The organism is Streptomyces sp. NPDC005181 (assembly GCF_040608395.1).
Lineage (GTDB): Bacteria > Actinomycetota > Actinomycetes > Streptomycetales > Streptomycetaceae > Streptomyces.
The window spans coordinates 92,157-111,279 of sequence record NZ_JBEXID010000020.1 but is presented as its reverse complement, the minus strand read 5'-3'; the positions used below and the strand labels follow the sequence as shown (position 1 = coordinate 111,279).

Annotated in this window: 21 protein-coding genes, 1 other RNA gene and 1 pseudogene; 16 read left to right on the top strand and 7 right to left on the bottom strand. The window is 69.5% G+C overall.

The features are described 5' to 3' along the window. Positions 1-168: 168 nt before the first annotated feature. Together ABZV38_RS16155 and ABZV38_RS16150 are read right to left on the bottom strand one after the other, a co-directional pair. The gene (locus tag ABZV38_RS16155) at positions 169-525 is read right to left on the bottom strand and encodes a hypothetical protein (protein ID WP_356327452.1); all 357 of its coding nucleotides are present in this window, start codon (positions 523-525) and stop codon (positions 169-171) included. After that, entirely contained in the window at positions 522-1,013 is a 492-nt protein-coding gene (locus tag ABZV38_RS16150) for a hypothetical protein (RefSeq protein WP_356327451.1), read from the bottom strand. Before ABZV38_RS16150 ends, ABZV38_RS16155 begins: the two co-directional genes overlap by 4 nt. A gap of 219 nt (positions 1,014-1,232) precedes the next feature. Between ABZV38_RS16150 and ABZV38_RS16145 the strand changes: the two genes are divergently transcribed. Further along, positions 1,233-1,433 (top strand): hypothetical protein, encoded by a 201-nt coding sequence (locus ABZV38_RS16145; RefSeq protein WP_356327450.1) that lies wholly within the window; start codon positions 1,233-1,235, stop codon positions 1,431-1,433. Positions 1,434-1,486: 53 nt separating this feature from the next. On the opposite strand, the gene ABZV38_RS16140 is transcribed toward ABZV38_RS16145, so the two are convergent. Next, positions 1,487-1,729, bottom strand: a complete 243-nt coding sequence (locus ABZV38_RS16140; protein WP_356327449.1) for a hypothetical protein — start codon at positions 1,727-1,729, stop codon at positions 1,487-1,489. After that, a pseudogene (locus tag ABZV38_RS16135) lies at positions 1,729-1,857 on the bottom strand (NUDIX hydrolase); the annotation flags it as partial. The gene ABZV38_RS16140 and the pseudogene ABZV38_RS16135, both read right to left, overlap by 1 nt. Positions 1,858-1,945: 88 nt before the next feature. Here ABZV38_RS16135 and ABZV38_RS16130 point away from each other — a divergent pair. From ABZV38_RS16130 to ABZV38_RS16060, 15 genes are all read left to right on the top strand, one after another. After that, positions 1,946-2,668: a hypothetical protein gene (locus tag ABZV38_RS16130; protein WP_356327448.1), complete on the top strand. Its 723-nt coding sequence runs from the start codon at positions 1,946-1,948 to the stop codon at positions 2,666-2,668. 54 nt (positions 2,669-2,722) lie between these two features. Further along, positions 2,723-3,766 (top strand): sigma-70 family RNA polymerase sigma factor, encoded by a 1,044-nt coding sequence (locus ABZV38_RS16125; protein WP_356327447.1) that lies wholly within the window; start codon positions 2,723-2,725, stop codon positions 3,764-3,766. A gap of 170 nt (positions 3,767-3,936) precedes the next feature. Beyond that, a complete protein-coding gene (locus ABZV38_RS16120) occupies positions 3,937-4,881 on the top strand; it encodes an ABC transporter ATP-binding protein (RefSeq protein ID WP_356327474.1) in 945 nt (314 codons plus the stop codon). Further along, on the top strand, positions 4,878-5,648 hold the full coding sequence (locus tag ABZV38_RS16115; protein ID WP_356327445.1) for an ABC transporter permease: 771 nt from the start codon (positions 4,878-4,880) through the stop codon (positions 5,646-5,648). Before ABZV38_RS16120 ends, ABZV38_RS16115 begins: the two co-directional genes overlap by 4 nt. Before the next feature lie 3 nt (positions 5,649-5,651). Beyond that, on the top strand, positions 5,652-6,485 hold the full coding sequence (locus ABZV38_RS16110; RefSeq protein ID WP_356327443.1) for an ABC transporter permease: 834 nt from the start codon (positions 5,652-5,654) through the stop codon (positions 6,483-6,485). Between the two features lie 5 nt (positions 6,486-6,490). Further along, the gene (locus ABZV38_RS16105; RefSeq protein ID WP_356327442.1) at positions 6,491-7,762 is read left to right on the top strand and encodes an MCE family protein; all 1,272 of its coding nucleotides are present in this window, start codon (positions 6,491-6,493) and stop codon (positions 7,760-7,762) included. Continuing rightward, positions 7,723-8,760 (top strand): MlaD family protein, encoded by a 1,038-nt coding sequence (locus ABZV38_RS16100; RefSeq protein ID WP_356327440.1) that lies wholly within the window; start codon positions 7,723-7,725, stop codon positions 8,758-8,760. The genes ABZV38_RS16105 and ABZV38_RS16100 overlap by 40 nt, the downstream gene beginning before the upstream one ends. 281 nt (positions 8,761-9,041) lie before the next feature. Continuing rightward, entirely contained in the window at positions 9,042-10,022 is a 981-nt protein-coding gene (locus ABZV38_RS16095) for an MCE family protein (protein ID WP_356327473.1), read from the top strand. Further along, positions 10,019-11,143 carry an MCE family protein gene (locus tag ABZV38_RS16090; RefSeq protein WP_356327438.1) on the top strand — a complete coding sequence of 375 codons (1,125 nt, stop codon included), beginning with the start codon at positions 10,019-10,021 and terminating at the stop codon, positions 11,141-11,143. Before ABZV38_RS16095 ends, ABZV38_RS16090 begins: the two co-directional genes overlap by 4 nt. Then, positions 11,140-12,417 (top strand): MCE family protein, encoded by a 1,278-nt coding sequence (locus ABZV38_RS16085; RefSeq protein ID WP_356327437.1) that lies wholly within the window; start codon positions 11,140-11,142, stop codon positions 12,415-12,417. Before ABZV38_RS16090 ends, ABZV38_RS16085 begins: the two co-directional genes overlap by 4 nt. Then, positions 12,414-13,691, top strand: a complete 1,278-nt coding sequence (locus ABZV38_RS16080; protein ID WP_356327435.1) for an MlaD family protein — start codon at positions 12,414-12,416, stop codon at positions 13,689-13,691. Before ABZV38_RS16085 ends, ABZV38_RS16080 begins: the two co-directional genes overlap by 4 nt. Before the next feature lie 8 nt (positions 13,692-13,699). Next, positions 13,700-14,191, top strand: coding sequence for a hypothetical protein (locus tag ABZV38_RS16075; protein ID WP_356327434.1), 492 nt, complete (start codon positions 13,700-13,702; stop codon positions 14,189-14,191). Between the two features lie 132 nt (positions 14,192-14,323). Then, the gene (locus ABZV38_RS16070; protein WP_356327471.1) at positions 14,324-15,067 is read left to right on the top strand and encodes a hypothetical protein; all 744 of its coding nucleotides are present in this window, start codon (positions 14,324-14,326) and stop codon (positions 15,065-15,067) included. 353 nt (positions 15,068-15,420) lie between these two features. Next, the gene (locus ABZV38_RS16065) at positions 15,421-15,693 is read left to right on the top strand and encodes a type II toxin-antitoxin system prevent-host-death family antitoxin (protein WP_356327432.1); all 273 of its coding nucleotides are present in this window, start codon (positions 15,421-15,423) and stop codon (positions 15,691-15,693) included. Then, positions 15,690-15,953: a Txe/YoeB family addiction module toxin gene (locus tag ABZV38_RS16060; RefSeq protein ID WP_079662712.1), complete on the top strand. Its 264-nt coding sequence runs from the start codon at positions 15,690-15,692 to the stop codon at positions 15,951-15,953. Before ABZV38_RS16065 ends, ABZV38_RS16060 begins: the two co-directional genes overlap by 4 nt. A gap of 500 nt (positions 15,954-16,453) precedes the next feature. Here ABZV38_RS16060 and rnpB read toward each other — a convergent pair. From rnpB to ABZV38_RS16045, 3 genes are all read right to left on the bottom strand, one after another. Further along, positions 16,454-16,855, bottom strand: an RNA gene (gene rnpB, locus ABZV38_RS16055) — RNase P RNA component class A. An 18-nt stretch (positions 16,856-16,873) separates the two neighbouring features. Continuing rightward, on the bottom strand, positions 16,874-17,440 hold the full coding sequence (locus ABZV38_RS16050; RefSeq protein ID WP_356327470.1) for a TetR/AcrR family transcriptional regulator: 567 nt from the start codon (positions 17,438-17,440) through the stop codon (positions 16,874-16,876). Positions 17,441-17,623: 183 nt separating this feature from the next. Continuing rightward, on the bottom strand, positions 17,624-19,045 hold the full coding sequence (locus tag ABZV38_RS16045) for an RNB domain-containing ribonuclease (RefSeq protein WP_356327468.1): 1,422 nt from the start codon (positions 19,043-19,045) through the stop codon (positions 17,624-17,626). Between the last annotated feature and the right edge of the window lie 78 nt (positions 19,046-19,123).

Sequence of the window (19,123 nt, the reverse complement as noted above, 5' to 3'; positions counted from 1 at the left end):
AGTACCGCTTCGAGTAGTTGCTTCCCACCTGGCTCTACTTCCTCTGGAACCTCAGGTCCCAGTCTCCAGGTGTCCGTGATCAAGGGGAAGCTTCACGCGGGGCCTGCCCCCTCTGACCGCACAGCAGCGGCCCCCACCCAACCGGGTAGGGGCCGCTGCTGTGTGCGTCTAGCGATCCGTTTGGCGCGGATGCCCTGTGCCGGCTTGAGTCAGCCAGCACGTCTGCTTGTTCTCGTCGTGCAGGTACCAAACACGCCCGCCACCTGTGACTTCGATCTGCCACTGCGGGTAGCTCTCGCCATTGCGAAGGCCGAACGCCAGGTCATGCTTGAGCCGGTGATGACGATTCGTCTCCACCGCGGGTGACGGCGTCTTCCGCATCAGTTGCCAGGCGGCGTTGGTGTTGGCCGGCACCTGCTGCATCAGTTGCTGCCACCCGACAGCGACCTCCCGGTTGGCGAATTTTATGTGGTACTCGCCCTTCGCTGGAGGCGGGGGAACGTCGTCGTTCTTTCCCAGGCTCACTCGTCCTCCGACGGGGGCATGGGCACGTCTCCGTGGTCGCTGTCGCCATGGTCCTTGGTGAGAGTGGCGTGCAGCTCAGGATCAGCGTAGATCTCCGCAGTGTGCTTCCAGGCCGTAATCACCTGAGCGATCGGGGCCAAGCTGCCGAGAGAGGTGCTCGCGCGAGCGGTCTCCACAAACTCCAGCAGGAACTCCTGCACAGCCTTCTGCGGGAGGAAGCGCACCCACGGGAACGCCTCAGGGAAAACGCGGGTCAGGAGCTCTGCGGCAGCGGGGCTCTCCTTGAGGAGGGCGACGAACATTTTGGTGGTTGAGTCGACGACCTGAACGGCCTGGTCGGCTCGTGCCGCGGTGGTGAGGTACAGGTCCTCTTCGTCGCGACGGTGGAGCAGGAGGCCGCGGCCGGCGTTGACCTGCATGCGCGCGACGGTGTCCTTGGGCCTTTGGATGAGCTCCGAGAAGTTCGCTTCAGCTGGCATGGTGGTCATGACTTGGAAGGTACTTCAAAAGTGCGTCTGTGTCTACCCGAAAATGGGTCTGAAACCACCCTAAAAATGAGAAACACCCGGGCTGACCAGCCAAGATCCGTGAGCGGGCCACTCCAACAGACCCCTAGCCAGGCCGGCCGCGGCCTGCTGCGGGAACCTCGACAGTCAGCCCCGTGTCGAGCCTTTGCCCTTAGGCCCAGAACCGCAACGCCGGGCGCCGTGCAGGTACACGACGAGCTGATGACGCTGTTGAAGGAAGGCGACTGGGAGCTCCTTACCGACAAGGTGATTGAGTATCTGCCCGCGTCCGAAAGGGAGCGCTTCGTGGAGCGAATGATCGACCACGGGCTTCAGGAATCCCCGGGCCACAAGAGGTGGCTGGAGCTGAAGCGGCAGCTGGACGAGTTCAGGGTGGCCTGAGACAGCAGAGCACCCCGGCCATTTAGGTCGGGGGCGCCGTCGTGCGTTCGGGGTCAGAACTTTTCGTCGCGCATGAACATGCCCACCAGCCCGACCAGGAGCATTGTCACGGCCAGGCCGACGAACCAGTGGATGACCCAGGCCAGCCACACCAGGAACACGATCACGGCGAGGAGCGGCAGAACGGCAATGACGATGACGACTGCCCCCACGCCCATAGTCGCCGCCCACCCGGCCATTTGGGCGAAAATCGCAAGTCTGGCCGCTGTCCCTTCGGGCTTGTCGTCGATCGTCATCAGCGGACCAGCGTCTCGTCGAGGTATGCCTGCACCTGCGGGAACAGCCCGTAGGGCACGTAGGTCGGGATGTCACCGTGGCTGACCCAGGCCACCTCGGCGATCTCTTCCGGGTCGCCAACGATGGCGGCTCTGACCGCGTCACAGGCGCCGGCGGCGGTTCCGGCACGGGCCTCCGTACCCCCGCGGCAGGCGCCCGCCGAGCACGGGCCGAGCGTGTCGGGCGACACCCGGTACCGCACCGAGCTCCCGCCACTGCGGACCCGGGAACGCAAGGGCGGGGCGTCGGTGGCGGGCGCCGCGCTGCCGGCGAGCGTGTTCGCCGCCTACCGGCACGCCGAGGCGGAGCTCGCGCGCACCGCGCCCGGCTGCAGGCTGCGGTGGCAGTTGCTGGCCGCGATCGGCCAGGTGGAGTCCGGGCAGGCGCGCGGCGGTCGGGTGACGGCGGACGGTACGACCGTGGCGCCGATCCTCGGGCCGCGGCTGGACGGCGGCGCCTTCGCCGTCGTGCGGGACACCGACGGCGGCGCGTACGACGGGGACCCGGCCGAACTGGACCGGGCGGTCCTCGGCTACAACCACTCGGAGGCGTATCTGCACACGGTCAGGGCCTGGTACGCGTACTTCCTGGAGGGGCACCGGGTGGTGCCGGACAGCTCCGCGAAGGCGTCGACACGCCCCGAGCCGTCGCCGCCGAAACCCACGCCGAAGCCGACACCGTCCCCCCACCCCAGAGCCTCCCCGTCCCGGACTCCGTCCGCGCCTGCCTCGCCGGCCCCCACCAGGTCACGTCCGGCGGGCGGGGCCGAGGGGACCGAGGAGCCCCAACTCCCCCCGCCCGGCACGGACATCGAGCTGCCCGGCGACGACCTGCTGACCAGTAACGGTGTGGACTCGATGACCTCCTCCCCCTCCACAACCGCGGATACTGGGCGGTAATGTCGCCACCCGCCGGACGGCACAGGACCGGCGGCTGAGCGCAAAGGGGCCCTCATGGCGACGGACATGCCGGACATGCCTGCGGAGATACAGGCGGCCCACGACGGTTGGCAGCGCATGTGGAGCCACCGCGAGCAACTGCTCAAGGTGGCCCGGCGCAGGTCGATGAGCCCGGAGGACGCCGAGGACGCGGTGCACGAGGCGATGCTGCGCGCCGCGGAGCGCCCCGACTTGGACGACGAGCGCCTCGGCGCCTGGCTGACGACCGTGACCATGCGGCTGTGCGTCGATCGGTACCGCCAGGTCAACCGTGAGGCCGAGGTACACCGCAGCCCCACGCTCGCCGCGCCGGGTCCGGTGCCCGTCGAGGAGGCGGTGTGCGACCGGGCCGAGGCCAGGTGGCTGGCCGTGCGCAGCGGGGAACTGCCCGCGCGCCAGGCCGAGGCGCTCCGACTGAAGTCCGAGGACCTCGACGTCGGCCAGGTCGCCGTGCGCATGGGGCTGAGCTATCGCACCGTCGAGTCGCTGCTCGCCCGGGCCCGGCGCACGCTGCGCAACTCGCTGGCCGGAACGCTGGGCCTCGCCCTGTTCCTGTGGGGGCGCGGCAAGCTGCGCGCGGGCGGACACGCGCAGGCCGTGGTGGTGACCTCGACGGCCGCGACCCTGGTGGTGGCGGGGTTCGTGTTGCCGTACGTCCACAACGGGGACGGGCAGGGCACAGCTCCCCGTCCCTCCGTGTCCCGCATGGCCCAGGCGACCACGCAGACCGTCCGGCCCGACGGCGTCGGCAGGGTGGCCGCCCCGAACGCCCGTGATCTGTCGGCCGCCTCGACGTCTCACGCAGCGACGCCGACGGTGCCGCCCGGCGATCACGACCGGTCGCTGCTGCCTCTGTCGGTGCCACCGCTGCCGGATGCCTCGCTGTCACCAGTGCCATCCGTCCCCGACGTCCCCGGCGTGTCCGACCTGCCGAGCGTGCCCGGCCTCCCCGATCTGCCGGTCACGTCCACGGTCCCGACGACGCGTCCGGCCCTCCCGGAGGCTCCCGCCACGCCCTCCGCCCCGGCCGACGTGCCGACCCCGACCGTACTGCCGTAGCACCGCCGGAAAAAGCACTGCCGTAGAACCAGCGGAAATAGCGCGGCCGCCGAGCCGCCGGAAACCCGGCCGCAAGACCCCCGAAAAAATTGGCCTCCGTCGCGACGGACGCCCCGCCCCTCCCCGTAGAGCAGATGTCGGAGCTGCTCCACGGCCGAAGGGTGGACCGGATGGGTGTCGAGATCTGTGTGGAAGGGCTGACCAAGTCCTTCGGTCACCAGGTCATCTGGCAGGACGTCTCGCTGACGCTGCCCGCCGGGGAGGTCTCGGTCATGCTCGGCCCCTCGGGCACGGGCAAGTCGGTGTTTCTCAAGACGCTCGTCGGACTGCTGAAGCCGGAGCGGGGTTCCGTGAAGGTCGCGGGCCGGGACGTCACCAAGCTGCGCGAGCACGAGCTGTACGAGGTGCGGAAGCTGTTCGGGGTGCTGTTCCAGGACGGCGCGCTGTTCGGCTCGATGAGCCTGTACGACAACATCGCTTTCCCGCTGCGGGAGCACACCCGTAAGTCCGAGAGCCAGATCCGGCGCATCGTGCTGGAGAAGATGGACATGGTCGGGCTGATCGGTTCGCAGGGGAAGCTGCCCGGCGAGATCTCCGGCGGCATGCGAAAGCGAGCCGGTCTCGCCCGAGCCCTGGTCCTCGACCCCGAGATCATCCTCTTCGACGAACCCGACTCCGGCCTCGACCCCGTACGCGTCGCCTATCTCAACCAGCTGATCGTCGACCTCAACGCACAGATCAATGCGACCTTCCTGATCGTCACCCATGACATCGCCTCTGCCCGCCAGGTGCCGGACAACATCGGACTGTTGTTCCGCCGTGAGCTGATCATGTTCGGACCCCGCGAGAAGCTGCTGACCAGCGACGAGCCCGTCGTACGGCAGTTCCTGAACGGCCGGATGCAGGGCCCCATCGGGATGGCCGAGGAGAAGGACGCCGCGCAGGTCGAGCAGGAGCTGGCCCAGCTCGGCCACGGAGCGCACCCAAAGACTCCCGGCAGTCAGGCTCTAACTCCCCGCCTGCTGCCGGGACCAGGCATCACCAGGCCACCCCGCTGGGAGGCGATCGCGAGACGCGAGGCCGAGCTGCACCAAAAGGCGGTGACCGGCGCATGAGGCTGTCACCGACCGGAGTGCTCAGGCACTCCGGGAACCTCTTCGCGATGGCACTGGACGTCGTCCGAACCATGCCCCGACGGCCGTTCCAGGCACGGGAGTTCATCCAGCAGGCCTGGTTCGTCGCGAGCGTCACGATCCTGCCGACGGCCCTCGTGTCCATCCCGTTCGGCGCGGTCATCGCGCTGCAGATCGGCAGCCTGACCCGGCAGCTCGGCGCCCAGTCCTTCTCCGGGGCCGCCTCGGTGCTTGCCGTGCTGCGGGAAGCCTCGCCGATCGTCACCGCCCTGCTGATCGCGGGCGCCGGCGGCACGGCGATCTGCGCGGACCTCGGGGCGCGGAAGATCCGCGAGGAGATCGACGCGATGCAGGTGCTGGGCATCGACCCCATCCACCGGCTGGTCGTTCCGCGGGTCCTGGCGTCGATGGTGGTGGCGGTGCTGCTGAACGGCCTGGTGTCGGTGGTCGGCGTCGCGGGCGGCTACTTCTTCAACGTCGTCCTGCAGAACGGCACGCCGGGCGCCTATCTCGCCTCCTTCACCACGCTCGCCCAGCTTTCCGACCTGTGGGCGGCGGAGGTCAAGGCGCTGGTGTTCGGCGCGATCGCCGCGATCGTCGCTTCGTACAAGGGACTCACCGCGAAGGGCGGCCCGAAGGGCGTGGGCGACGCCGTGAACCAGTCGGTGGTGATCACCTTCATGTTGCTGTTCGTGACGAACTTCGTGATGACCGCGGTGTACTTCCAGGTCGCCCCGCAGAGGGGTTAGCCGATGCGACGGATACGACCTCAAATACTCCTCGACCGTCCGCTCCGCTCGCTCGAAGAGCTGGGCACCCAACTCTCCTTCTACGGCCGCTCGTTGGCGTGGACCGGCCGCACCCTGCGCCGCTACAAGAAGGAGATCCTGCGGCTGCTCGCCGAGGTGAGCTTCGGCCGCGGGGCGCTGGCCGTCGTGGGCGGCACGGTCGGCGTCATCGCCTTCCTGTCGTTCTTCACCGGCACGGAGGTGGGCCTGCAGGGGTACGCCGCGCTCAACCAGCTCGGCACCTCCAACTTCGTGGCGTTCCTCTCGGCGTACTTCAACACCCGGGAGATCGCCCCGCTGGTGGCCGGGCTCGCGCTGTCCGCGACGGTGGGCGCCGGGTTCACGGCGCAGCTGGGCGCGATGCGGATCAGCGAGGAGACCGATGCCCTCGAAGTCATGGGCGTGCCCTCGCTGCCGTTCCTGGTGACCACCCGGATGATCGCCGGTTTCGTCGCGGTGATCCCGTTGTACGTGGTCGGGCTGCTGTCCTCGTACTTCGCCGCCCGCACCATCACCACCGGCTACTACGGGCAGTCGGCGGGCACCTACGACCACTACTTCCAGCAGTACCTGCCGCCGGTCGACGTGCTGTGGTCCTTCGGAAAGGTGCTCGTCTTCGCCGTCCTGATCATCCTGGTGCACTGCTTCTACGGCTACTACGCGAGCGGCGGCCCGGCGGGCGTCGGCGTCGCCGTGGGCCGCGCCGTGCGCACCTCGATCGTCGCGATCAACGTCCTGGACTTTTTCCTGTCGCTCGCGATCTGGGGCGCCAACACGACCGTACGGATTGCGGGGTGAGCCTTATGAGGGTGCTGAGACTGCGGTTGTACGGCGTCGTGTTCCTCGCCGTGCTCGCGCTGCTGCTGTCCCTGTCCGTCGCCGTGTACCAGCAGGTGTTCACCCCGGCCGTACGGATCGAGCTGGAGGCCGACAGCCTCGGCAACCAACTCGATCCCCGCGCCGACGTCAAGCTGCGCGGGCTGCTGGTCGGCGAGGTGCGCGCGGTGCACGCCGACGGGACGAAGGCGACGCTCGACATCGCGCTCAAGCCGGAGTACGTCGCGTCCATCCCGTCCGACGTGCACGCGCGCCTGCTGCCCAAGACGCTGTTCGGCGAGAAGTACGTCGACCTGGTCGCGCCGGTGCATCCATCGGCTCGCCCGATCCGCGCCGGTGACGTCATCACCCAGGACCGCACCCGCGTCGGCATCGAGCTCCAGCAGCTGATGAACGACCTGCTGCCGCTGCTGCGGACCGTGCAGCCCGGCAAGCTCAACGCCACGCTGTCCGCGTTCGCCACCGCCCTCGAAGGGCGCGGCGACCGGATCGGCGACATCCTCACGCGCGTGGAGGACTATCTGCACCGCCTCAATCCGCATCTGCCGTCCCTCACCGAGGACTTCGCACGGCTGGCCGACGTCGCCGAGGTGTACGGCGACGCGGCTCCCGACCTGACGGAGATCCTGCGCAACACCGTCACCACCAGCCGCACCATCGTTGAGCAGCGGGACCGGCTCGCGGCCGCGCTCACCACGACGGCCACCGCCGCGGCCACCGCGGACGACTTCCTCGACGCGAACGGCGACCGGCTGATCACCCTGGGCCGGGTCTCCCGCCCCACGCTCGAACTCTTCGCCCGCTACTCGCCCGAGTACCCCTGCCTCCTCGCCGGCCTGGTCCGCGAGGAACAGGCATCCGAGCAGGCGTTCCGCGGTGGCAAGATGCACATCAGGCTCGAAGTCGTCCGCCAGCAAGGGGCGTACGAACCCGGTGAGTATCCCCGCTACGACGACCGGTCGGGGCCCGACTGCCGCGACCTGCCCCATCCCCCGGTGCCCGCCCCCGGGGTCCACCTCAACGACGGTTCGGCGAGGGGCAGTTCGTCCGGTCCGGTCGGCGTCTCCGCCACCCGGGCCGAGCAGCGCTCCGTCGGCTCGCTCGTGGCGCCCGTCATGGGTGTGCCCGCCGACGAGGTGCCGCCGGTCGCGACCCTGCTGTTCGGACCGATGGCGCGCGGGACGGCGGTGAGCGTCGCATGTGGACGTCAGGAGCCCGGCAGGCCGCTGCCCCGCTGATCAAGTTCAGCCTGTTCGCCCTGGTCACGATCCTGGCGACGGGCCTGCTCGCCGCCACCATCGTCAACATCTCCCTCACCCCCGAGCACACGTATCGCGCGGTGTTCAGCGACGTGACGGGCCTGGAGAAGGGCGACGACATCCGGGTGGCCGGGGTTCGGGTCGGCGAGGTCGAGGGCATCCGGATCAAGGACAGGACGCTGGCGGAGGTCACCTTCACGGTCAGCGCGGACCGGCCGCTGCTGAACAGCACCGGCGCGGTCATCCGCTACCGGAACCTGGTCGGACAGCGTTACGTCGCCCTCACCGAGGGTGCGGGAGACGGCACCCGGTTGAGGCCCGGCGCCGCGATCCCGCTGTCGCGCACGCAGCCCGCGCTGGACCTCAACGCGCTGCTGAACGGCTTCAAGCCACTCTTCGCCGCGCTCAGCCCGCAGGACGTCAACCAGCTCGCCACCGAGATCATCCGGACGCTCCAGGGCGAGGGCGGCACCGTCAACAGCCTGCTCGTGCACACGGCTTCGCTCACCACGACCCTGGCCGGCCGCGACAAGCTGATCGGGTCGTTGATCGACAACCTCAACACCGTGCTGGAGACGCTGGACAAGCGCGGCGCCCGCTTCTCGGGGCTGCTCAAGCAGCTGCGGCGGGTGATTTCGGGGCTGTCCGCCGACCGCAAGCCCATCGGGCAGTCGCTGGTGGGCATCGGCGACCTGACGGACGCCACCTCGGGGCTGATCAAGGACGCGCGTCCGCCGCTGAAGGGCGACATCGCCGAGCTGACCGATCTCACCGGAACACTGAACAAGAACGAGAAGACCGTGGAGGGCGTGCTGAAGCGGCTGCCGAACAAGCTCAATGAGCTGACGGGGACGGCGTCCTACGGCTCTTGGTTCAACTTCTACCTCTGCGACTTCGACGGCCGGATCGTGCTGCCGAAGACGAAGCAGGTGCTCACTCCCGAGCTGCACGTGGCGAGGGCGAGGTGCGGCGCATGAGGAAGCACCTCGTTCCGCGCAGGACCCGTAAGCGCCGCCCGGAGCCGCTGGTCAAGGTCCGCATCGACCCGCCGAAGCTCCCGAAGATACGACTGCTTCCGCGCCGGGCATCGCGCCCACGCCGCCCGGAGCCCCTGGTGAAGGTCCGCATCGACCCACCCAAGCTCCCGAAAATGCGGCTCCTGCCGCGCCGGGCACCCCGCCCCCGCCGCCCGGAACCCCTGGTAAGAGTCCGCATCGACCCGCCCAAGCTGCCCCGCATACGGATACGCCGCCCGCGGCTGACCCCGTTCAGCGACCGCAACCCCGTGGCGATCGGAGCCGTCGGCCTCACCCTCCTCGGGCTGCTGACCGTGGCCGCGTTCAACGCCGACAACCTGCCGCTGATCGGCGGCGGCGAGACGTACAGCGCGGCCCTCTCGGAGGCGGGCGGCCTCAAGCCCGGCGACGAGGTGCGGATCGCCGGCGTCAAGGTCGGCAAGGTCGAGGACATCGATCTGGACGGTGACCACGTCAAGGTCACCTTCAAGATCAAGGGTGATCCGGGGTTCGGTACCGAGACCGGCGCCTCGATCCGGGTCAAGACGATCCTCGGCGCGAAATACCTCGCCCTGCACCCCAAGGGACCGGGGCAGCTGAAGTCCGGCAGTGAGATACCGCTGAAGAGGACGGTTCCGGCGTACGACGTCGTGCAGGCGTTCAGCGATCTCACCACGACGACGGAGAAGGTGCACACCGACCAGTTGGCGAAGGCCCTGGACACCATCTCCACCACCTTCCAGGACTCGCCCGCCGAGGTACGGGCGTCCATCAAGGGCCTGTCGAAGATCTCCAGGACGGTCGCCTCGCGCGACAAGGCGCTGGGCGAACTCCTCGACCACGCCAACGGCGTCACGGGCGTGCTGGCCGAGCACTCCGAGGACTTCTCCGCGCTGGTCAAGGACGGCGACAAGCTGTTCAAGGAGATCAGCATGCGGCGCAAGGCGATCCACAAGCTGCTGAAGAGCTCCGCCGCGCTCGGCATCGAGCTCTCCGGCCTGGTCGCGGACAACGACAAGGAGATCGGGCCCGCGCTCAAGGGCCTGAACCGCGTGGTGCAGATGCTCGAACGGAATCAGTCCAGCCTCGACCGGAGCGTCAAGCTGCTCGCGCCGTACGTCCGGGTCTTCACCAACGCCCTCGGCAACGGCCGCTGGTTCGACAGCTACGTCCAGAACCTGGTCGCCGCTCCGGTAGTGCCGCGGACGGGAGGCGCGCAGTGAAGAACCTGAAGAGGCGCGTGGCCGTGGTCACCGCACTCGCCCTCGTCGCCGCGCTCACCTACGTGCTGTGGCCGCGCTCCGAGTCCGTGCACGTCACCGCGTACTTCCCGCGTACCGTCGGCATCTACCCCGGATCGGACGTCCGCGTCCTCGGCGTCCGGATCGGTGAGGTGGAGAAGATCACGCCAGAGGGCAACCGAGTGCGGGTGGAGCTGGCGTACGACGAAGGCCGCAAGGTTCCGGCGGACGCGAAGGCCGCAATCATCAACTCCTCGGTGGTCAGCGACCGTTACGTGCAGCTGCTGCCGGTGTACCGAAAGGGCCCGGTGCTACGGAACGGCGCCGTCATCCCCGAGACGCGGACGGCCGTGCCGGTCGAGCTGGACCGCATCTTCGATAGTCTGCACACGACGGCCGACGCGCTCGGCCCCAAGGGCGCCAACAAGGACGGCTCGCTGTCGCGGCTTCTCGGGGTGAGCGAGGACAACCTCGACGGCCAGGGCGAGAACCTCAACCAGATGGTCGAGGACCTCTCGCAGGCCGTCACCACGCTGTCCGACGGCCGCACGGACCTCTTCGGCACGGTACGGAACCTGCAGGTGTTCACGGCGGCGCTGGCCGCCGACGACAAGAGCGTGCGGTCGTTCAACACCAGCCTCGCCGAGGTCGCCGGGCAGCTCGCGGGCGAGCGCAAGGACCTCGCGGACGCGCTGCGCAACCTGGGGACGGCACTCGGCGACGTGTCGGACTTTGTGAAGAACAACAAGAAGTCGCTGACCTCGAACGTGAAGGGCCTCAGCAAGGTGACCAAGGTGCTCGTCACCCAACGGGCCGCGCTGGACGAGCTGTTGGAGGTCGCTCCCACGGGTCTGTCGGACCTGAACAACGCGTACAACCCGTCCGCGGGCACCCTCGACACCCGCAACAACGCCCAGCAGGCGCAGGATCCGGCCTCGCTGCTGTGCTCCGTGCTGAAGACGACCGGCGACGAAGGCGGCAAGAACCCCGACTGCAAGGAGCTGAAGGATCTCTTCGACTCCCTGCCGAAGGCGCCTCAGGGCTCCGCGGTGACGGGAACGGTCGACCGGACACTCGGCGGAATTCTGGGGGCGAGCGCATGAGCGCACTGCGCAAAGTCGGGGCGGTCGCGTGGGCCGCGGTCGGATCGCTGCTGCTGTCCGGCTGCGAGTTCAACGGTTGGTACGACGTCCAGCTGCCCGGTGGAGCCGCCGCGGACGGCCACGCGTACCACGTCACCGTCGAGTTCCGCGACGTCCTCGACCTGGTGCCGCAGTCGGCGGTGAAGGTCAACAACGTCACCGTGGGCGCGGTCGAGAAAGTGCAGCTGGACGGCTGGCACGCGCGCGTACGGCTGCGGGTCGCCGACTCGGTGAAGCTGCCCGCCAACGCGGTCGCGGAGCTGCGGCAGACCAGCATGCTCGGCGAGAAGTACGTCGCGCTCTCCGCCCCGTCCGGCACGGCCCCCGTGGGCCGACTCGGCGACAGCGACCGTATCCCGCTGTCCCGCAGCGGCCGCAACCCGGAGATCGAGGAGGTGCTGTCCGCGCTGTCCGCGCTGCTCAACGGCGGCGGAGTGGCCCAGCTCAAGACGATCACCGTGGAGCTGAACAAGGCCCTGAACGGCCGGGAGAACCGGGTCAGGTCGCTGCTCAAGGAGCTGAACACGTTCATCGGCGGTCTGGACGACCAGCGCGAGGACATCGTCCGCGCTCTCAAGGCCGTCGACCGGCTCGCAGGGCGGCTCGGGAAGGAGAAGAAGACGATCGCCCAGGCCGTCGATGCGATGCCGCCCGCGCTGAAGGTCCTTGCCGACCAGCGGCGCGATCTGACAAAGATGCTCACCGCCCTGTCGAAGCTGGGCAAGGCGGGCACCAAGGTGGTCAAGGCCTCGCACGACGACGCGGTCGCGAACCTCAAACAGCTGCGGCCGATCCTGCAGCAGCTGAACAAGGCGGGTGACGATCTGCCCAACTCCCTCGAGTTGCTGACCACTTACCCGTTCCCGCGCAACGCGGTGGACGCCGTCAGGGGTGACTACGTCAACCTCGACATCACGGCCGACCTCGATCTGGTCGACCTGTATGGGAACTTGACGGGCGGGTCCGGCAAGTCCGGGGGCAAGAACGGCGATTCCAAGCAACCCGAGACCCCCGATATACCCGACCTGCCGGACCTGCCGACCGTCCCGACCCCCACCGCGCTGCCCAGCACACCGAGCCTGCCGTCGTCCCCCTCGGTGCCGTCGGCCCCGTCGGGCGGCGGCGGTCCGTTGTGCCCGCCGGTGTGCACCAGCAGCTACACCACCCGAGGAGAGCTGCCCGAGGGGATCGACCTCGCGCTCGCAGAACTGATGCTGAAGGGGGTTCAGCCGTGATCACACGTACGATCAAGGCCCAGCTGCTCGCCTTCGCCACCGTCACCGCCGTCGGGGTCTCGTACGTCGGCGCCGAGTACACGGGCCTGGTGGACGACGTCCTGGGCCGCGGCTACACCGTGCGGGCGGACTTCGCCGACTCCGGGGGCATCTTCCCCGGCGCCGAGGTCACCTACCGTGGGGTGCCGGTGGGCCGTGTCGGCGCGCTGCGGCTGACCGGCTCCGACGGCGTCTCGGTCGCCCTCGACATCAAGGACGGCGCGCCGCGCATCCCGGCGGACACCCTAGCCGTGGTGGCGAACCGCTCGGCGGTGGGCGAGCAATACGTAGATCTACAGCCGCGAACTTCGCATGGCCCATATCTCCTCGACGGCAGCGCCATCCCGCGCGGCAGCACCCGCGTGCCGCTGCCCACCACGGACCTCGTCCTCAGCCTGGACCGGCTGGTCAACTCGGTCGGCAAGGACGACCTGCGGGTCACCGTCGACGAGCTGGGCAAGGCCTTCTCCGGCACCGGCCCGAACCTGAGCCGGCTGGTGGACTCGGGCAACGCGCTCGTGGAGTCGGCCTCCGAGTCACTCCCCCAGACGATCTCGCTGATCGAGGACTCGCGAAAGGTCCTCAAGACACAGGCCGACCAGGGCTCGTCCATCAAGTCGTTCGCGCACGATCTGGCGGCGCTCAGCGCACAGCTGAAATCGAGCGACGGGGACCTGCGCAAACTGATCGGCAACGCGACGCCGGCCGCGCAACAGGTGAACTCTCTGCTGAAATCCACCGGCCCACGGCTGTCGGTCCTGCTGGCCAATCTGATCAGCGGCGGCCAGGTCACGCTGGCCCGCCTGCCCGGCGTGGAGCAGTCCCTGGTCACCTTCCCGGCGCTGGTCGCGGGCAGCTACACGGTCGTCCCGGGCGACGGCACCACCCACTTCGGCCTGGTGGTGAACGCCGACGACCCGCCGCCGTGCACCCAGGGATACGGGACAACACGGCGTGACCCCTCGGACACCAGCACGCGCGAGGCGAACATCGACGCGCGCTGCACCGCCCCGCGCGGAAACAAGACGTCGGTGCGGGGCGCGCAGAACGCCCCCGGCGCGTCGACCACTTCCGGCGGTGCGAACCAGGCGGCGTACGTCACGCCGTACGACCCGGAGACCGGCACCGCAACCGGCCCGGACGGAAGGCCCGTCGAGATCGGCTCGACGGGCGGCCAACAGGCCGTGTTCGGAAGGGAGTCATGGCAATGGCTACTCGTCGGACCGATGGCATGAGCAGAGCCATGAGAAGTGCCCTGTCGGGCAGGGCCTGGTCGGTGGGGCTCGTTGTGGCGACCGTCCTCACCACCGCGCTGACGAGCTGGCTGAGCTTCGGGCTATACAACCAGCGCGAGGCGGAGCAGCGGCGCCAGGACATCCTGGCCGCGGCCCGCCAGTCGGCGCTGAACTTCACCTCGCTCGACTACCAGCACTACGACCGGGACGGCGCGAACGTCCTCGAGGGCGCCACCGGCGACTTCAAGAAGCAGTTCGCCGCGCAGACGGAGGAGCTGACGCAGCTGGTCGCCCAGAACAAGTCGGTCTCCGATGGCCAGGTTCTGGAGGCGGGCATCGTCCGGTCCGACGAGCACTCGGCCCGCGTCCTGGTGGTCGCCGACAGCAGGGTGACCAACACCGCCGCGCCCAAGGGCGAGGCGCGCACCTATCGGCTGCACCTCGACCTGGTGCACCGGGACGGCCGCTGGCTGACCTCCGACGTCGAGTTCGTCGGCTGACCGCGCCCCGACCGCCGTACACGCCATGAGGACTTGAGGAGCAAGACCGTGACGAAGACGACCACCCGAAGCCGCGGCTCCGGTTCCGGATCCGGCACCGGCACCGGCACCGGCACCGGCACCGGGCGCACCATGACCGCAGCCGCCCGCGCGGCGGCCAAGCGCGCGGAGCGCGGCCACCGCGAACCGGACCCGGCGGCCACCGACGAGGAGACCCCGGGGCGGCCGGAGGCGCCGGAAGCCGGACGCACCGTGCTCATCGAGCCCAAGGACGAGAACGGCTGGGACGACCCGCCCGAGCCCTCGCCGGAGTCCTTCGAGGAGGACGCGCCGCAGCAGGAGGGCGAACCCGGCCCCGCTACGCCAACGCGGCACGGTCGGCGGCGCCTGCTCACCACGACCCTGTGCGTCCTGCTCGCGGCGGGCCTGGTCGCGACCGCCGTGCTCGGATGGCGGTACCGGGAGGGGGCGCGGGCCGAACAGGCCCGGGGGCAGGCGCTCGCGGCCGCGCGGCAGGCGGCGCCCGTCGTGCTGTCGTACGACTACCGTCACCTGGACCGCGACTTCGCCGCGGCCCGCGCCCGGCTCACCGGCCACTTCCGCGACGAGTACCGGAAGACCACCACGACGGTGGTCGGCCCGACGGCCAGAAAATACCACGGGGTGGTGAAGGCGACGGTGGCGGCTCCCACCGGAGGCTCCCCGGCAGCCTCCGTGATCTCGGCCTCGGCGGGCCGCGCCGTCGTCCTCCTCTTCGTCAACCAGATGACCACGAGCACCCAGGTCTCGGGCTCCCGCGTGGACCTGAACCGGGTGCGGATAACGCTGACCCGTACGTCCGACGGCTGGAGGGTGAGCGCGGTCGACGCGCTCTGACATCCGTATCTTCCGGAGCGCGGAGGGCAGACGAGTCGGGCTTTACGCCGGGGACCGGTTCGCGGCTCGTGAAATCGGCCTCTGAGCTGCGCAGACGTTCTGCGCGACCAGAGGCCGTGCACATTGCGCACACACCGGCACGGCATGCTTCCGGGCATCCAGGGGCCGACTTCATGCTGGGGGTTGTGGCCGCATACGCCGGCTGTCCCGCTGCCGCTTCCCCCCTCGTCGGCGCAGGGTGGCAGGTGAGACCGCAGGTCTGGCGGAGAAGTGAAGGGCACTCTCAAAGCAGTACGGATTTCAGTACCAGTCCGGTACGATATTCGGTACCAGCTCGAGAGAGGATGTGTGCCATGGCCCTCACCGCCAGCGAGGCGCGCAAGGATCTTTTTCCCCTGATCAAGAAGGTCAACGACGACCACGCGCCGGTACGCATTCACTCCAAGAACGGCGACGCCATCCTCATGTCGGCAGAGGACTACGACGCCTGGCAGGAGACCATCTACCTCCTGCGTTCGCCGGCCAATGCCCGCCGTCTCATGGAAGCTGTTGCCCGCGACCGTGCGGGCCAGACAGGGGTCACCAAGACCCTGGAGGAGCTCCAGGAACTGGCCGGTGAGGAGTGAGGGACGTCAACTTCGACCCGGCCGCCTGGGACGACTTCCAGCACTGGCTCGAGACCGACCGCAAGATGGTGCGCCGCATCGTTCGTCTCATCGGCGAGATCCAGCGCGATCCGTTCAACGGCATCGGCAAGCCCGAACCGCTCAAGGGGGACCTGTCCGGCTACTGGTCGCGACGCATCGACGACGAACACCGCCTCGTCTACCGAGCCGACGACAAACAGGTCAAGATCCTCAAGGCTCGCTACCACTACACCGACTAGCCTGGCTCAGGCGAGTCGGCCAGTCCTCACGGCGCTGGCCCGTCAGGGGCTCAGGGGCGCTAAAAGCAGACGGTTCGTGCTTGAACCTCTGACAGGGCGTTCGTGATCCGATCTCCGTTTCCGTCGAGGTCTCTACCCCGGCCGGACGCTTGTCCGCCGAGACCAACCCCGTCAGCTCCCGCCACCTGCTGGGCGTCGTGGCCGGCAGCGGCATCACCCCCATCGCCGCGATCGTCAAGAGCACGCTGCTGCTGGAATGACTCCGGGGAGAACTGAGTGGCCGTTGACACTGGAACCCCACAGCCTCTGCACCCTCGTTCTACGGCAACAAGGGACCCCGAATCGGTGATGCTCCGCGGCGAGCCGGAGGCACTGGCCGACACCTACGGGGAACGGCTGCGGCTGATCCACGTGTTCGGCCGCCGCTACACGGGTGCCCGAGCTGTACGGCCGCCTGGGTCAGGACCGTTTCCGCGTCCTGGGCGAGACACAGGTAGCGGCAGACGAGTCGGGCTGTACGCCGGGTTCTGTCGCCCGGTCGCCTCGCGGCGGCCGGGGAGACGGCCATCCATCTAGGACCGGCATTGCTGCCGGTCTCGTGCGGTCTACCCGCGAACTCGGGCGGGCCGCCCTCGGACGTTCGCGCAGGGCCGTCTTGCGACGGCCCCTCTTGACCTTGCTCCGGGTGGGGTTTACCTAGCCGCCTGAGTCACCTCAGGCGCTGGTGGTCTCTTACACCACCGTTTCACCCTTACCGAGGACCGAAGTTCCCGGCGGTCTGTTTTCTGTGGCACTGTCCCGCGGGTCACCCCGGGTGGCCGTTAGCCACCACCCTGCCCTGTGGAGCCCGGACGTTCCTCGGGAGGATCCAAAGATCCCCACGCGGCCGTCCGCCCGGCTCGTCTGCCGTGTCGACCATGCTACCCGGACGTGGGGGACGCCTCGGACGGAGCCGATCGGACGAACGCTGCGATGCCTGCGGACCAGGCCGCCGACAGGTCGGCGCCCGGCGGAAACCGGCCGTTGAGTTCCAGGACCACCATTCCGTGAGCGAAGGCCCAGGCCGCCCGGGCCCGCTCCTGGTCGCCGTCGACCGCGCGGGAGAGCGGGGCCGCGGCACGTTCCTGCAGGCCGGGAGGGAGCGCCGTCGGGTCCACGGGGCGCGCGGTGGTGAGGAGGTAGAGGTGGGGGTGGGCCAGGGCGTAGGCGCGGTACGCGGTGGCAAGGGCCGGGAACGACCCGGGGTCCACGGACTCGGCCGCTTCCAGTGTCTCGGCCGTCTCCCTCAGCACCTCGCCGGCCAGGGCCGTCAGTACGGACGACTTGTCCGGAAAGTGCTTGTAGAGAGACGGCGCCGTGATCCCGATGCTGTCGGCGAGCCGGCGCATGGTGAGGGCTTCCGGGCCTTCCGTCTCCAGGAGGGTACGGGCGGCGACGATGATCTGCCGGGCCCGGCCCGTCACACGGCCTGTGACGCGGTCCGTCATGGGGGCGGTGACACGTTCAGTCACGCTGGAAAGCCTTCCTTCGTACGGAGTCCGCCGGGGTGCGCCGGAAGTCCGGGGGCCGTCGGAGCCCGTATCCGAAGGCGTGATCCTACGAGACGAGGGGGCCCGCCGCGGCAACCGGTCCGGACGTGTTGGCCTTGCCGCGCGCCGCCGTCGCCGCGCTCACGCGGGGGCGAACAGTACCTTCGCCGCACCCGGGTCCGCCTGGGTGAGACGGACACGGAGCCGTTCGCCGAGCGGGAGCTTCGTCGTGCCGCCGTCGAGGCGGGCGACGACGGCCGGGTGCTCGATGTGGACCGTGCCGATGGTGGGTTCCTGGTCGTGTACGTCGACCACGTACCCGTCGAACACCTTGCCCACCTGGTCGCTGAGGAGTGCCGCCTCGACCAGGTCGACGCACTCGCGTTCCACCGTGTTGGCGCGGCGGGTTCCTTCGGCCATTTCCTTCGGGAGACCGGGGAGTGCGGCCATCACCCACTCGGGCGGTTCCTGGTCCGCGACCGCTGCGACGCACACTTCGGCCGCGTACCGGTCGACGAGGCGGCGCAGGGGCGCGGTGCAGTGCGTGTAGAGGTCGGCGACGGCGGCGTGGACGGCGGGGGTGGGAAGTTCGCCGTGGTCGAAGGCCGTGTAGCCGGCGCCGCGCAGCAGCGTGGTGCACTCCTGGAGGAACGCGGCGTGGCTCGCCTTCTTCGGGTCGAGCGACCGGACGACCTGGGCGTATGGGACGTGGTGCGGCCAGTCGATGTGGAGGGCCTCGGCCGAGCGGCGCAGACGGGCGACGGCGCCGTCCGGGGCGACAGGGAGCGTACGCAGGATGCCGGTGCCCGCCTCGGTCATCAGATGGGCCGCGGCCATGCCGGTGAGGAGGGAGATCTGGGCGTTCCAGCCGTCGGCGGGCAGCGGGGCGCGGTACTCCAGGCCGTAGGCGCCGTCACGCTGGACGATCTCCTGCTCGGGCACGTCGAGCGAGATCCCGCCGCGGGCTACCTCCTGCTCCTCGCGGAGCCGGCCGATGACCTTCAGCAGGGCGAGGGGTTCCTCGGCGGTGCCCGCGTCGATCTGCCGCTGGACGCCCGCGTAGTCCAGCTTGGCCCGGCTGCGGACCAGAGCCCGGCGTACGTCGGTGGCGGCCACGCGGCCCTCCGCGTCGAGGTCGATCCGCCAGAGCAGGGCGGGGCGGGTCTGCCCGGGGAGGAGGCTGGCTGCGCCCTCGGAGAGCGCGGTGGGGTGCAGCGGCACCTTGCCGTCGGGGAAGTAGAGGGTCGTCACCCGGCGGTGGGCCTCGGTGTCGAGTGCCCCGCCGGGGCGGACGAAGGAGGCTACGTCGGCGATGGCGTAGTGCACGCGGAAGCCGTGCGGGCGGCGTTCGAGGTGCATCGCCTGGTCGAGGTCGCTGGACGTGGGCGGGTCGATGGTGAAGAAGGGGAGGTCCGTCGCGTCCCGGTGCCCGGTCAGGACGAGGGACTTCGCCACCTGTGCCGCCTCCGCTAGGACTTCGGGCGGGAAGCCGGCGGGCAGTCCGAGCGAGGTGCGCAGTTCGCGCAGGGCCGCCCGCAACGGGGTGTCGGCTGCGCCGGTCATGTGGAGATGGCGGCGGGGCATGGACCGAGCGTATGGCGGGGCGGGGCGACCGGCATCCCGGATGCGGGTGGCCCTGCG

Bases quoted from the DNA above. Each gene is read 5' to 3' on its own strand.
- ABZV38_RS16140 (WP_356327449.1), bottom strand. From the start codon at position 1,729: ATGACGATCGACGACAAGCCCGAAGGGACAGCGGCCAGACTTGCGATT.
- ABZV38_RS16050 (WP_356327470.1), bottom strand. From the start codon at position 17,440: ATGACGGACCGCGTCACAGGCCGTGTGACGGGCCGGGCCCGGCAGATC.
- ABZV38_RS16045 (WP_356327468.1), bottom strand. From the start codon at position 19,045: ATGACCGGCGCAGCCGACACCCCGTTGCGGGCGGCCCTGCGCGAACTG.
- ABZV38_RS16065 (WP_356327432.1), top strand. From the start codon at position 15,421: ATGGCCCTCACCGCCAGCGAGGCGCGCAAGGATCTTTTTCCCCTGATC.
- ABZV38_RS16085 (WP_356327437.1), top strand. From the start codon at position 11,140: ATGAGCGCACTGCGCAAAGTCGGGGCGGTCGCGTGGGCCGCGGTCGGA.
- ABZV38_RS16125 (WP_356327447.1), top strand. From the start codon at position 2,723: ATGGCGACGGACATGCCGGACATGCCTGCGGAGATACAGGCGGCCCAC.
- ABZV38_RS16120 (WP_356327474.1), top strand. From the start codon at position 3,937: ATGGGTGTCGAGATCTGTGTGGAAGGGCTGACCAAGTCCTTCGGTCAC.
- ABZV38_RS16110 (WP_356327443.1), top strand. From the start codon at position 5,652: ATGCGACGGATACGACCTCAAATACTCCTCGACCGTCCGCTCCGCTCG.
- ABZV38_RS16150 (WP_356327451.1), bottom strand. From the start codon at position 1,013: ATGACCACCATGCCAGCTGAAGCGAACTTCTCGGAGCTCATCCAAAGG.
- ABZV38_RS16115 (WP_356327445.1), top strand. From the start codon at position 4,878: ATGAGGCTGTCACCGACCGGAGTGCTCAGGCACTCCGGGAACCTCTTC.
- ABZV38_RS16070 (WP_356327471.1), top strand. From the start codon at position 14,324: ATGACCGCAGCCGCCCGCGCGGCGGCCAAGCGCGCGGAGCGCGGCCAC.
- ABZV38_RS16105 (WP_356327442.1), top strand. From the start codon at position 6,491: ATGAGGGTGCTGAGACTGCGGTTGTACGGCGTCGTGTTCCTCGCCGTG.
- ABZV38_RS16075 (WP_356327434.1), top strand. From the start codon at position 13,700: ATGAGAAGTGCCCTGTCGGGCAGGGCCTGGTCGGTGGGGCTCGTTGTG.
- ABZV38_RS16100 (WP_356327440.1), top strand. From the start codon at position 7,723: ATGTGGACGTCAGGAGCCCGGCAGGCCGCTGCCCCGCTGATCAAGTTC.